Origin of the sequence: Janthinobacterium amylolyticum, assembly GCF_051380655.1 — a bacterium.
Classification (GTDB): Bacteria; Pseudomonadota; Gammaproteobacteria; order Burkholderiales; family Burkholderiaceae_D; genus Janthinobacterium.
The window spans coordinates 105,935-118,976 of the sequence record NZ_JBNYXL010000011.1; the positions used below are offsets into that span (position 1 = coordinate 105,935).

12 protein-coding genes and 2 tRNA genes are annotated in these 13,042 nt (G+C 62.0%); 1 reads left to right on the plus strand and 13 read right to left on the minus strand.

All coding sequences use genetic code 11. The annotated features are described in order from the left end of the window. Positions 1-46: 46 nt before the first annotated feature. From ACQ4WR_RS22535 to ACQ4WR_RS22555, 5 genes are all read right to left on the minus strand, one after another. On the minus strand, positions 47-1,057 hold the full coding sequence (locus tag ACQ4WR_RS22535; protein ID WP_436490029.1) for a porin: 1,011 nt from the start codon (positions 1,055-1,057) through the stop codon (positions 47-49). Positions 1,058-1,127: 70 nt separating this feature from the next. Next, positions 1,128-1,952: a thiazole synthase gene (locus ACQ4WR_RS22540; RefSeq protein ID WP_436490031.1), complete on the minus strand. Its 825-nt coding sequence runs from the start codon at positions 1,950-1,952 to the stop codon at positions 1,128-1,130. After that, a complete protein-coding gene (locus ACQ4WR_RS22545; protein WP_436490032.1) occupies positions 1,949-3,331 on the minus strand; it encodes a D-amino acid dehydrogenase in 1,383 nt (460 codons plus the stop codon). The genes ACQ4WR_RS22540 and ACQ4WR_RS22545 overlap by 4 nt, the downstream gene beginning before the upstream one ends. Before the next feature lie 16 nt (positions 3,332-3,347). Further along, positions 3,348-4,412 (minus strand): YeiH family protein, encoded by a 1,065-nt coding sequence (locus ACQ4WR_RS22550; protein ID WP_102293335.1) that lies wholly within the window; start codon positions 4,410-4,412, stop codon positions 3,348-3,350. Positions 4,413-4,617: 205 nt separating this feature from the next. Next, positions 4,618-5,487, minus strand: a complete 870-nt coding sequence (locus tag ACQ4WR_RS22555; protein WP_436490033.1) for an NAD(P)-dependent oxidoreductase — start codon at positions 5,485-5,487, stop codon at positions 4,618-4,620. 260 nt (positions 5,488-5,747) lie between these two features. Between ACQ4WR_RS22555 and ACQ4WR_RS22560 the strand changes: the two genes are divergently transcribed. Further along, the gene (locus ACQ4WR_RS22560) at positions 5,748-6,401 is read left to right on the plus strand and encodes a PEP-CTERM sorting domain-containing protein (RefSeq protein ID WP_258002827.1); all 654 of its coding nucleotides are present in this window, start codon (positions 5,748-5,750) and stop codon (positions 6,399-6,401) included. A gap of 173 nt (positions 6,402-6,574) precedes the next feature. Here ACQ4WR_RS22560 and ACQ4WR_RS22565 read toward each other — a convergent pair whose 3' ends face one another. The 8 genes from ACQ4WR_RS22565 to ACQ4WR_RS22600 form a co-directional block, all read right to left on the minus strand. After that, the gene (locus tag ACQ4WR_RS22565; protein ID WP_436490035.1) at positions 6,575-7,105 is read right to left on the minus strand and encodes a DUF2812 domain-containing protein; all 531 of its coding nucleotides are present in this window, start codon (positions 7,103-7,105) and stop codon (positions 6,575-6,577) included. 11 nt (positions 7,106-7,116) lie between these two features. Beyond that, entirely contained in the window at positions 7,117-7,446 is a 330-nt protein-coding gene (locus ACQ4WR_RS22570; protein ID WP_102293332.1) for a PadR family transcriptional regulator, read from the minus strand. Between the two features lie 171 nt (positions 7,447-7,617). Beyond that, positions 7,618-8,673 (minus strand): histidinol-phosphate transaminase, encoded by a 1,056-nt coding sequence (gene hisC, locus ACQ4WR_RS22575; protein ID WP_436490037.1) that lies wholly within the window; start codon positions 8,671-8,673, stop codon positions 7,618-7,620. A gap of 228 nt (positions 8,674-8,901) precedes the next feature. After that, positions 8,902-8,991 (minus strand) — tRNA-Ser (locus ACQ4WR_RS22580). A gap of 500 nt (positions 8,992-9,491) precedes the next feature. Further along, positions 9,492-9,581 (minus strand) — tRNA-Ser (locus ACQ4WR_RS22585). A 110-nt stretch (positions 9,582-9,691) separates the two neighbouring features. Continuing rightward, on the minus strand, positions 9,692-10,981 hold the full coding sequence (gene serS, locus ACQ4WR_RS22590; protein WP_436490039.1) for a serine--tRNA ligase: 1,290 nt from the start codon (positions 10,979-10,981) through the stop codon (positions 9,692-9,694). A gap of 146 nt (positions 10,982-11,127) precedes the next feature. Further along, positions 11,128-11,331 (minus strand): hypothetical protein, encoded by a 204-nt coding sequence (locus ACQ4WR_RS22595; protein WP_436490041.1) that lies wholly within the window; start codon positions 11,329-11,331, stop codon positions 11,128-11,130. Positions 11,332-11,480: 149 nt separating this feature from the next. Next, complete coding sequence (locus tag ACQ4WR_RS22600; protein WP_436490043.1) at positions 11,481-12,902, minus strand: aminotransferase-like domain-containing protein; 1,422 nt, start codon at positions 12,900-12,902, stop codon at positions 11,481-11,483. Positions 12,903-13,042: the final 140 nt, after the last annotated feature.

The window sequence follows — 13,042 nt, forward strand, 5'->3', positions numbered from 1 at the left end:
CTATCCGCAACAGACAGCCCGCCATCGCTTCGTCCTGCGCCGCGTCTTAGAACTTCAAACGCATGCCGGCCGTAAAGGCGCTCGAGTCATGCCCAGGCAAGGGCACGCTGCCGCCGCTGGAAGCGTCGCCGACGAAGTTGGTGCCCGCGCCATCGTTGTTGATGCGCCCGTACGAGGTGTACAGATTCGTGCGCTTGGACAAGGCATAGGTGTAGCCGATGGCCAGCTGGCGCCCGCCGCGGCGCGCATTCGTGCGGTCATCCTTCTTGATGTAGGACGCCATCACGCTGCCGGCCGCACCCACGGGGGCCGATGCGCCCAGCATGTAGCTGCGGAAATCCGTGCCCGCGTCATCCTTGTCCGTCTCATACGCGGCGTGCAGCTTGGCCGGGCCGAAGTCGTAGGTGCCGCCCAGCAAGGTGACCTTGGCCGTGTTCAGCGGCGTGTCCTTGCGGTTGTCGTGCGCCAGGGTCAGTACCAGCGGGCCATTCGCGTAATCGATGGAAAAGTCGATGGTGCGACCCAGGGTATTGCTGTCCGGCTTTTCGCCGAGGCCATACATGATGGCGGCCGACAAACCGTTCACCTTGGGTGTCTCGTACATGATGGAGTTTTTCGTGCGCAGGCTGGCCACGCTCATCAGGTTGATCGACGCGCCCGTCATGCCCGTCTCGAACGGGTCAATATTGTCCAGCGCGGTAAACAGCGGGTTGTGCTGCAAGCCGATATTCACGGCACCGAAGCCACCCGACAGGCCCACGTAGGCCTTGCGTCCGAACAAGGCGCCCTGGCGGTAGGCGCCCGTGTCGAGGTCGAGGCCGTTTTCCAGCAGGAAGTTGGCCTTCAGATTATTGCCCAGGTCTTCCGTGCCCTTGAAGCCGATGCGGCTGCCCGACTGCACGCCGGTGGCCAGCTTGGTGACGGAGCCTTCCGCGCCGCCATGCTCGGAGGTCAGGCCCGCGTCGAGCAAGCCGTACACGGTGACGGACGACTGGGCGCTGGCGTTGCCGGCAACAAAGGAGGCCAGGATGGCGGCCGCTACGAGTGTGTGTTTCATGTCATCTCCAGGTATTGTGGTTTTTATAAACGCTTGAAACGATAATCAACTGCCTTGCTGCAAATCTGGCTCAGGCGATCAGCCCGGCCATCGGTGACGAGGCCGAGGCGCGCATGGCACCCGGCTGCGTCATACTTTTCGGCATGCGTCCGGCCAGGTAAGCCTCGCGTCCGCCCTGCACTGCCAATTTCATGGCGCGCGCCATGCGGATGGGTTCGCGCGCCGCGGCAATCGCGGTATTCATCAGGATGCCGTCGCAGCCCAGTTCCATGGCGATGGCCGCGTCCGACGCCGTGCCGACGCCGGCATCGACCAGTACGGGCACCGTGGCTTGCTCGATGATCAGGGACAAGTTCCATGGGTTCAAAATGCCCATGCCCGAGCCGATCAATGACGCCAGCGGCATGACGGCGATGCAGCCGATGTCTTCCAGCATGCGCGCCTGGATGGGGTCATCGCTGCAATACACCATCACCTGGAAGCCGTCGCGCACCAGTTCCTGCGCCGCCTTCAGCGTTTCCGGCATGTTCGGGAACAGCGTCTTTTCATCGCCCAGCACTTCCAGCTTGCACAGCTGATGGCCGCCCAGCAGTTCGCGTGCCAGTTGCAAGGTGTAGACGGCGTCGCGCGCGTTGTAGCAGCCGCCCGTGTTGGGCAGAATCGTGTATTTCGACGGTAGAATAAAATCGAGCAAGTTCGGCTCGCCTTTTTCCTGGCCGATATTCACGCGCCGTATCGTGACGGTGACGATCTCGGCGCCGCTCTCCTCGATGGCCAGGCGCGTTTCCTCGAAATCCTTGTATTTGCCGGTACCTACAAGCAGGCGCGACTGGTAGGTGGTGCCGGCCAGGGTCAGGCCGGCCGGTGTTGGGCTGGGGGCGGTGGCGTCTCTCATCTTGATCTCCTGTGCAATTCATTTAAACCAGAAGCAAAATCCGGGGTCGGCCCCTGAGGGGGAACGTGGCCCAATGGGCCACATTCCGCTCCCGGTGGGACCGACCCCAGCCTTTTTCCTTGGGTTTCCCCGCAAAACGCAAAATCGACGTCAGGTCGCCGCCCGGATACGAGGTCGGCGATCGCCCTGCCCGCGCCGCAGCCCATGGTCCAGCCCAGGGTGCCGTGGCCCGTGTTGAGGAAGAGCTGGCGGTAGCGCGTGGCCCCGATATACGGCACGTTCGATGGCGTGAGCGGGCGCAAGCCGGCCCAGTAGACGGGGTCGCCGTAATCGCAGGCATCAGGGAACAGCGCTTGCACGCGGCGCGTGATGGCGGCGCAGCGCACGGGATTGAGTTCGCGCGTGTAGCCGTTCAGCTCGCACGTACCCGCCACGCGCAGGCGCGATCCCAGGCGCGAAAACACCAGCTTGTGGCCGTCGTCAGTGAGCGACACGGTCGGTGCGCTGGCGGGGTCGAGTATCGGATAGGTTGCGGAATAGCCTTTGCCCGGATACAGCATCAAGCGCATGCCCAGCGGGCGCAGCAGGGGCGCGGAAAAGCTGCCCATGGCCACCACCACGGCATCCGCATATTCGCTGCGGTGGCGCCCCTGCGCATCGATGCATTCCACGCCAGTCACTCTTTCGCCGTCCAGCAGCAAGCGGGTCACCGTCGTGCCAAAGCAGAAATCCACGCCGGCCGCCGCCGCGCGGGCCGCCAGCGCCGTGGTAAACAAGTGCACGTCGCCCGACTCGTCGCTGGCCGTAAAATCGCCGCCGACGATCTGGCCCCGCGCATGCGCCAGGGCCGGCTCGATGCGGATGACTTCATCGGCGCTGACGGTATTGCGCGGGCAGCCCAGCTCGCGCAAGAGCGCCGCGCCGGACTGCGATTTATCGAACTCCTGCTGGTCCGTATAGAAATGCAAAATGCCCCGCTCCAGGTGGTCATACGCGATGCCCGTTTCGCGCCGCAAGGCTTGCAGGCTCTGCCGGCTGTACTCGGCCAGGGCGACGATCTGGCGCATGTTGCGCGCCACCCTCGATGGCAGGCATTCGCGCAGGTAGTGCAGCGCCCACCGCCATTGCAGCGGGTCGAGGCGGGGACGGAACAGCAGCGGCGCATCGTCCTTGCCCAGCCATGTCAGCACCTTGCGCAGGGTGGCGGGATTGGCCCACGGTTCCGCGTGCGAGACGGAAATCTGCCCGCCATTGCCGAAGCTGGTTTCCTGCGCCGCGCCCGCCTGGCGCTCCAGCACGCGCACGTCGTGGCCCGCCTGGCGCAAATACCAGGCCGTGGCCGTGCCGACCACGCCGGCGCCGAGAACGAGGACTTTCATGGCGGGCCTGGTGCGCTTAGCGCGTCAGCAGCACGGCGATGGCGACAAAGGCGGCGATCCACACCGTTTCCATCACCAGCATGACCACGGGACGCCAGCCCAGCGAGGCCAGCGACTGGAACGAGGTCTTGACGCCCAGCGCGGCGATGGCGATGACGAGGCAGGCGCGCGAGGCATTGTTGATCCAGCCATTCACTTCCTGCGGGATCAGGCCCAGGCTGTTGGTGATGACCAGCCAGACAAAGCCGATCAGGAAGAAAGGCACCAGCGGCGGCGCATCGACTTCGCTCTTGCCGTCCTTGCGCTTGAACATGATCGACAGGCCCAGCACGACAGGCACCAGGCAGGCCACGCGCGTCAGCTTGACGAAGGTGGCGACGTCGCCCGTGTGGTTGCTGACCAGGTAGCCCGCGCCCACCACTTGCGCCACGTCATGGATCGTGCCGCCGATAAACACGCCCGCTTCCGTCGGGTCAAAGCCCAGCAGCTTGACCAGCAGCGGATAGACGATCATGGCCAGGGTCGACAGGGTCGTCACGCCCACCACCGTCAGCAGGGTGAATTTTTCGTTTTCCTTGGTCTGCGGCAGCACCGCCGAGATGGCCAGCGCGGCCGAGGCGCCGCAGATGGCCACCGAACCACCGGACAAAATGCCTTCCGTGATGGGCCGTTTCAGCCACCTGGCCAGCAGGTAGCCGAAGCCCAGCGTCGCCACCAGGCCGCCGACGACAATCAGCAAGGGCGTCACGCCCACGGAAGCGATCTGGTTGAAGGTAATGCGCGCGCCCAGCAGGGCCACGCCCGTGCGCAGTAGAATCTTGCTGCAAAACTCGATGCCGGGCTTGCAGGTGGGGTCGGCTGCCAGGAAGTGGAAGGCCAGGCCGAAGAACAGCGCGTACAGCAGTTGCGGGCCGCCGTAATTGCTGGAAATGAAAGTAGCCGACAGGGCGATCACCAGCGCGATCGCCACGCCGGGCCAGCTGCGCAGCACGGCGCGGGGGCGCCAGATGGCGACAGCGGAAGAGAGATAGGGAATGTTCTTGTCGACAACGCGTGTTATCGCTGAGGAGTTGGTTTTCATGCGGGTCCGCTCGTAATGTTTTAAAAATTGGGACATTTCATCTCGTTTTTTAATAATACACGATGAGACCGCGAAGTCCATGCTTTTCCATGAAAATCGAAACCGGATGTTCCGGAAACTGACGTTTTTTACTTTTCGCTCCCGCAAACGACAAGCGGCGCGGCCCTTTGCAGGGACGCGCCGCTCGCTACTGACGAATTAAATTTTACTTTTTGTTCAGGCGGGTAATCAGGCTGGACGTGTCGTAACGGTTACCGCCCGCCTGCTGCACTTCGCCATAGAACTGGTCGGTCAAGGTCGTCACGGGCAGGTCGCTGCCATTGCGCTTGGCTTCGGCCAGGCAGATGCCCAGGTCCTTGCGCATCAGGTCGACGGCGAAACCGAAATCGAACTTGCGCTCTATCATGGTCTTGCCGCGGTTTTCCAGCTGCCACGACTGTGCCGCGCCCTTGGAAATCACGTCGACCACCAGCGCCGCGTCCAGGCCCGCGTTTTCCGCAAAGGCGATGCCTTCGCTCAGGGCTTGCACCAGGCCGGCGATGCAGATCTGGTTGACCATTTTTGTGAGCTGGCCCGAACCGGAGGCACCCATGTAGGTGACGGCACGCGCAAACAACGCGATGACGGGCTCGGCGCGCGCATACGCTTCGGCATCACCGCCCACCATCACCGTCAGCTTGCCATTTTCCGCACCCGCCTGGCCGCCGGACACGGGCGCGTCCAAGAAGAACACGCCTTTTTCTTTTGCCGCTGCATGGATGGTGCGCGCCGCTTCAGCCGAGGCCGTCGTATGGTCGATCAGGATGCTGCCCGGCGCCATGGCGGACAGCAAGCCGCCCTCTTCCAGGATGACTTGATACAAATCATTGTCGTTGCCGATGCAGGTGAAGACGAACTCGGCACCCGCGGCAGCGGCGGCCGGCGTGGCGGCGCTGCTGCCCTTGTGCTGCTCCAGCCAGGCTTGCGCGCGGGCCGGGTTGCGGTTGTACACGGTGACGTCGTGCCCGCCCGCCGCCAGATGGCCTGCCATGGGGAAACCCATGACGCCCAAACCGATGAATGCCACTTTTGCCATATTGTCCGTCCTGTCGATGAATGAATCCGATTATTGTTGCACAAATGGCCCCTGGCGGCAGCATGGCGCTGCCCTGTGCGCATTTTGAGGCACTAGCAGTGGCAACAGGGAAACATCCGTATTTCAGCTATACAAGGCGGAAATTATCATAAAGAACTTTGTATTGCATTTTTTTCTAGTTAATATTATATTGAACTGGCATTATAAATAAGTAAACATTTTGCCGCATCCTTTTCCCAACCCTTGTGAAGGAGTCGATCTTGCAAACCACTTTCTCCCGCCTGAAAATCATCAGCGCCGCCGCCCTGCTGCTCGCCGCCAGCGCCGCACACGCCGACATCACGGTCTTCACCAGCCAGTCCGCCTATCTGGCAGCGGCCGGTAATACCGGTGTCGATACCTTTGACGATTTGCCGATCGATGCGCTTGACAGCCCGCTGAGCCGCAACGCCGGCAACTACAGCTACACGGTCAGCAGTGTGGGCGCCTCGCCCATCCTGTATGGCGCCGGCACGGGCAGCGACAACTGGCTGAGCACCAATAGCCGCGACGACAGCGTGCTGTTTTCTAACTTTTCCAGTGACGTGCGTGGCGTGGGCGGATTCTTCTTCGGCTCGAACGTCCAGGGCGGATATGCCGCAGCCCAGAGCGTCACCCTGACAGCGCGCAATGCGCTGGGTGAACTGCTCACCTACGAACTGGCGCTGCCGACACAAGGCTCGTTCATCGGCTTCCTGTCGACGGGTGCCTTCTCGGACCTGGCCGTCAGCACGGCAGGACAGGTCGGCATCTGGCCGACCATCAATGACTTTTCCGTGTCGGCCGTACCGGAACCAGCCACCTACGGCATGCTGCTGGGCGGCCTGGGCTTGCTGGGCTTCATGACCCGCCGCCGCCGGGCCAGCCAGCACTAGGCAAACTGGCACCTGGTACGGCTGCCGGCAGCCGTACCAGGCCTGCCATCCAAGACACGATCTCGCGCCAGATTGAAAGCTTTTTCCATCCTGTTCATCATGCTACCGCTTGCATCCATTCATTGACGCGCAATGGCCGTGCATGACGGCACGGTTACCAGCGCCCGATGGGCCTAAAGCGCCTGCCGGCGCAGGCGGCGCAAGCGGCTGATGGTGCGCCAGATCAGGTAGGACATGGGCACGACCAAGGCCAGTTGCCCCCCCGTCAGCACCATCCGCAGCGTGTCCATCTCGCGGTCGCGGCTGCCCAGCAGGTTGAATATCAACAGCAAACCGGTCAAGCCGAAATACATCAGCAAGCGCTGCTGCCTGGCAATCTTCGATGCCGTATCCGTGTAAATTTCATTCGGCTGGCCGTCTGCCGCAGGCTTGCGCCAGCAATAACTGCCCCACCAGTAAAACACCAGCTCCCAGCCGGCATCCTGGCACAGCTGGTCATAATCGGCGCTGCGCTTCCAAGCCGGAAAAGAGTCGAAACGGTAGACCTCATCGGAGGGTTCGCCCCGGACAAACGTAAACCGGCAAGGCATGAGAAAACCCTTCAAATGCCAGCCTGCCAGGGCTTGCGAACGCAGCCATTGCTCGATCTCGCCATCATCAAGCTCGATGAACCATTTATAGACATGCGACCGTTGCTCACTCATGCTGTTTCACCTCAATATTTTGCTAAAAAAGGCGCACTCGCCTCGCCCACGCGCACCATCAACCGCAAGCGTCGCAATTGTGCCAGCAGCACATGGCGCCCCATCTCCGTCATGGTGTAGACCTTGCGACGCTCGGCTTCCCTCACCATCACGATCAAGCCCTGCTTTTCCAGGTTGGCAAACGCCCCGTACATGGTGCCCGGCCCGATCTTGACGGCGCCCTCACTGATGGCCTCGACTTGCTGCATGATGGCGTAGCCATGCGCCGGCTCGTTCAAGGCCAGCAAAATGTAGTATGTGGCTTCCGACAAGGGCAGCAGCTTGTCTATCGATGCATCCATATTCCTCCCCTATTGCGATAGCCGATATAGCGCAGATCGCTATATCAACTGGTGATATATCGACTTACGTCATAGTAACATGCCAGGTTGGCATGTCTACACTTTTTGATAGGCTCTGAAAGAATTGGCGCCACCGCCGCCATGGGCAGTGGCCGCTACAAAGGAAAGGAATTACAACAAGGCACGCAGGGCCGCCATCAGGGCCGCGCACTCCCCCACGTTACCGATGCTGATGCGCAAATACTGGCTGATGCGTGGCGCGTTGAAATGGCGCACGATCACCGATCTGGCGCGCAAGCCGGCTGCCAGCTGCGCCGCGTCATGCCGCGGGTGGAGGGCAAAGACAAAGTTGGCCACCGACGGCAGCACCTCGAAACCCAGCGCCGCCAAGTCCGCCGTCAGCTGTTCGCGGCTGGCGATCACGGCCTGGCGCGTCTGCTGGAAATACGCTTCATCGCGCAGCGAGGCGACGGCGCCGGCCAGCGCCAGCCGATCCAGCGGATACGAGTTGAAACTGTTCTTCACCCGTTCCAGCGCCTCGATCAGGTCCGCATGCCCGAAAGCACTGCCGACGCGCAAGCCCGCCAGCGAGCGCGACTTCGAGAACGTCTGCACCACCAGCAAGTTCGGATAACGCTCGACCAGGGCCACGGCGCTCTCGCCGCCGAAATCCACATACGCTTCATCGACCACCACCACGGTGTCGGGATGCGCGCGCAGCATGGCTTCCACGCCGGCCAGCGGCAAGTCCACGCCCGTCGGCGCATTCGGATTCGGGAAGATGATGGCGCCGCATGGCCCCTGGTAGTCTTCCGGACGGATGCGCATGGCATCGTCGAGCGGTACGGTGCGGTAATCGATGCCGTACAGCTTGCAATACACGGGGTAGAAGCTGTAGCTGATGTCGGGGAACAGCAGCGGCGCATCGTGCTTGAGCAAGGCCATGAAGGCCAGCGCCAGCACTTCGTCGGAACCATTGCCGACAAACACTTGCGCGCTGTTCAGGCCGTGGTAATCAGCGAGGGTTTGCTTCAGTTCGCTGGCGGATGGATCGGGGTACAGGCGCAGGCTGTCATCGGCGGCTTCGCGCAGCGCGGCCAGCACCTGCGGCGACGGGCCGTAGGGGTTTTCGTTGGTGTTCAGTTTGACCAGGCCGGGCAGTTTTGGTTGCTCGCCGGGGATGTAAGGGGTCAGCTCGCTGACGATGGTGCTCCAGAATTGGCTCATTGCATTTATTGGTGGGGGCGGGATGGGAGGAGGTAGATTACCATGGCTGAGCCGGGGAAAGGTGGACTCTGGCGCGAGGGGTGGGCTGGCCACTCAAGCTTGAATGGAGGAAAAATCGCCTTGCGCTGCGCGCTTTGGGCGGCTTTTCTGCCTGGACTTTGCGCCGCTGGTTTTTTGATCTTGCGGGCATAAAAAAAGCTCCCTTGCGGGAGCTTCTCTTATGTATTCTGGCGGAGAGGGTGGGATTCGAACCCACGGTACGATTTAACGTACGCTTGATTTCGAGTCAAGTACATTCGACCACTCTGCCACCTCTCCGTTTACTGCGGTCTATTCGTTCAAACTGACGTGTCCGTTTGAACGAGGCGCTATTTTAGCATGGGGATTGTTGGCTTGGGTAGGGGTTTTATTGGTGATTTGCAACTGAAGGCTGGTAGCCAAACCAAAAACCAATTGGACGATTCGGGGAGGCTGGCGCGCGGCGCGGCTCGCCTTTGCAGACGCCACCTTGGCGCACGCGTGAAAACCAGTTTGACGATTCGGGGAGCCTCGCGCGAAGCGCGGCTCGCCTTTGCTGAGGTCACCTTGGCGCACGCGTGAAAACCAGTTTGATGATTCGGGGAGCCTCGCGCGAAGCGCGGCGCGCCTTCGCAGACGCCACCTTGGCGCACGCGTGAAAACCAGTTTGACGATTCGGGGAGCCTCGCGCGAGTACGCGCTCGTCTTCGAATCCCACGCGTACGCCCCGCAGGGGGCGTACTCCTCTTCGCCGCCACAAATAAAAAAAGCTCCCTTGCGGGAGCTTTCTCTATTTGTTCTGGCGGAGAGGGTGGGATTCGAACCCACGGTACGATTTAACGTACGCTTGATTTCGAGTCAAGTACATTCGACCACTCTGCCACCTCTCCATTTGCTGCGGTCTTTCCCGCATTGCTGCGAGAAGGCAAGATTATAGCAGCCGCTTGAGAAAATGGAAGGACTATTTTCAGCCTTTCATTGCAGCGACTGCCTGAGCCTTTTAAGCCTTCAGATGCGTCAGGCCGCCCATGTACGGGCGCAGCACTGCCGGGATCTCGACGCTGCCGTCCGCTTGCTGGTAGTTTTCCAGCACGGCGACCAGGGTGCGGCCCACGGCCAGGCCGGAGCCGTTCAGGGTGTGCGCCAGTTCCGGCTTGCCGGCGGCGTTGCGGAAACGCGCTTGCATGCGGCGGGTCTGGAAGGCTTCGCAGTTCGACAGGGACGAGATTTCACGGTAGGTGTTTTGCGCCGGCAGCCACACTTCCAGGTCGAAGGTCTTGGTGGCGCCGAAACCCATGTCGCCCGTGCACAGCGACATCACGCGGTATGGCAGGCCCAGGCGTTGCAGGATGGCTTCCGCATGGCCGACCATCTCGTCCAGCACCTGGTACGAGGTATCCGGGTGCACCACTTGCACCATTTCGACTTTATCGAACTGGTGCTGGCGGATCATGCCGCGCGTGTCGCGGCCGTAGCTGCCCGCTTCCGAACGGAAGCATGGCGTGTGGGCCGTCATTTTCAGGGGCAATTGGTCGAGCGCGAGGATTTCATCGCGGGCGATGTTGGTCAAGGTCACTTCCGACGTGGGGATCAGGTAGAAGGTTTCGCCCTCGCCTTCCGCGCCGCCTTTTTTCACCGAAAACAGATCGGCTTCGAATTTCGGCAGCTGGCCCGTGCCGCGCAGCGAATCGGCGTTCACCATGTACGGCGTATAGCATTCCGTGTAGCCGTGCTCGTCCACGTGCGTGTTGAGCATGAATTGCGCCAGCGCGCGGTGCAGGCGGGCGATGCCGCCCTTCATGACGGAGAAGCGCGAACCGGTCAGCTTGGTGGCCACTTCGAAGTCCAGGCCCAGCGGGGCGCCCACGTCGACGTGATCCTTGACTTCAAAGTCAAACGTGCGCGGCGTGCCGACCTTGCGCACTTCCACGTTGCCCGCTTCGTCTTCGCCTAAGGGCGTCGATTCATGCGGCAGGTTAGGCACGGCCATGATGAAGTCGCTCAGCTTGGCTTGCACCAGGGTCAGCGCCGCTTCATCGGCTTTCAATTCATCGCCCAGGCCCGACACTTGCGCCATCACGGCCGAGGTATCTTCCCCCTTGCCTTTCAACATGCCGATTTGCTTGGACAGCGCGTTGCGCTTGCCCTGCAGTTCTTCGGTGCGCGTCTGGATCGCCTTGCGCTCGGCTTCGAGGGCGGTAAAGCCTGCCACGTCGAGCGGGAATTTGCGCGTTGCCAGGCGGACGGCAACAGTGGCGATGTCTTTACGGAGAAGTTGGATATCTATCATGGGTGGATGTCGGTGCCGATGGATCGAAAGCATCCATTGTACCAAGACCCGTTCACTTCCTTATGAGTTTTGCACACGGCCCGCCATCGTCATGGCAGCCTGGCTGGGCACTCGCGCCCGCTGTACAACTGATGCTCAGGCCAGCATTAGATAAAGGCGGCTTTCTCGGCGGCGCTCAGGCGGCGGGCGCTGACGGTGACGACCGGCATCTTGCTGTCGGCAGCCTGGGCGACCACCGTGCTGCTGGCGCTCACTTCCAGCGTATTCGCGCCGGCGGTGGCGAAACTGGCGCCGATGGCGATGACGGCGGCGGCGACAAAGGCGATTTCCATGTTTTTCAGTGCGTGCATGATGTAACTCCTGGTTGGTTTGTGTGGTTGACTGCTGCTGGTATGGTGCTACTTTAGCCAACGGGCACACACAACGCCACCGGCTTGCGACCAGCGGCGAAAAACAGGGAGCGAACGGTGAAAAACAGGGACTGAAGCGCGCGCAATAGTTACAAGGCGTCATGCACCAGGCGGCCCAGGCGGCCGATCGCCTGCTCGATGCGCGGCGTCCATGCATTGCCGCAATTGAGGCGCAGATAATTGCCGAACTTGCCCGAAGCCGAAAACAGCTGGCCCGGCATGAAAGCCACGCCACCGGCGATCGCCTGCCCATGCAGGGCCAGCGCGTCGACCTGCGGCGGCATCTGCACCCACAGCACGAAACCGCCCTGCGGCTCGGACAGCATGCAGTCCGCCGGAAAGTGTGCCGCCACGGCGTCGGACATGCGCGCGATGCGCTGCACCAGGGTGCGCCGCATCTTGCGCAGCTGCTGGTCGTAGCTGCTGCCTTCCAAAAAATCGGCCAGCACGGCCTGGAAGAAATGGCTGGTGGCGCCGCTCGACACGGTTTTGAGCAAGGCCACTTCCTGCGCGAAACGCCCCGCCAGCACGTAGCCGACGCGCGAGGCGGGCGTGATGGCCTTGGAAAACGAAGAGCACAGCAGCACATTGCCGCTCGTGTCGTAGGCCTTCACGGGCCACGGCCGCTGCGGAGCAAAGCACAGGTCGCCGTACACATCGTCTTCCACCAGCGGGATATTGAATTCCGACAGCAGCCCCGCCAGTCGCTTCTTGTTTGCTTCCGGCATGACGCAACCGAGCGGGTTGTTGGCGTTCGGCACGAACAGGCACGCTTGCACGAGGCCGGCGCGCAAGGCGAGCTCCAGCGCGTCGAGCGACGGCCCCGTCTTCGGGTCGGTGGGAATTTCCAGCGCCTTCATGCCCAGGCTTTCGATCATCTGCAGCAGCACGAAATATGTGGCCGACTCGATGGCGATGGTGTCGCCCGGCCTGGCCACGGCGCGCAGGCACAGGCTGATGGCTTCCGTGCAGGAATTCGTCACGACGATTTCTTCCGGGTCCAGCTTGCCCCAGTCCAGCGCCCGGCGCGTCACCTGGCGCAGGAAATTGCCTTCGCTGATGTCGTAGCAGCTGACCTTGCTTAATAAGGCGGGTTCGCGCCGCGCCACGGCGCTGATGGTGCGCTGCATGCGCTTGATGGGCAGGATTTCGTCGGGCGGCCACGCCGTGCCCAGCTGCACCAGGTCGCGCGTCTCGTTGTCCTTCAGCACGCGCATCAAGAGATTATTGATGCCGACAAAGGCCGGCTCCTTCAGGTGCGGCGCGTCGGCGCTGCACGGACGGCGCGGCGCGCGGTGGCGCACGAAGTAGCCGGACTGGGGCCGCGCATCGACCTGCCCCCGGTCTTCCATCAGGCGCAAGGCTTGCATCACCGTGCTGATCGAGATGCGCTTTTGCTGCGCCAGGTGGCGGATGGACGGCAGCCGCTCGCCCGGGGCGAACACACGCGAGTCGATCAGGGCGCCCAGCTCGTTGGCCAGGTGCTCGTACAGATTGATGTGCGTGCTCATGTTCATCCCCTCAGTATGCGGCGGCCGCACGGTACCGGCACAGATACAGTTGCCCGTTTTTTTGACAAGCACAGTGTAAGGCAAAGGGTGCTGTGTTCATGACAATTTCGTTTTCCTGCATCTGTTCTCGTTGGCGGCCT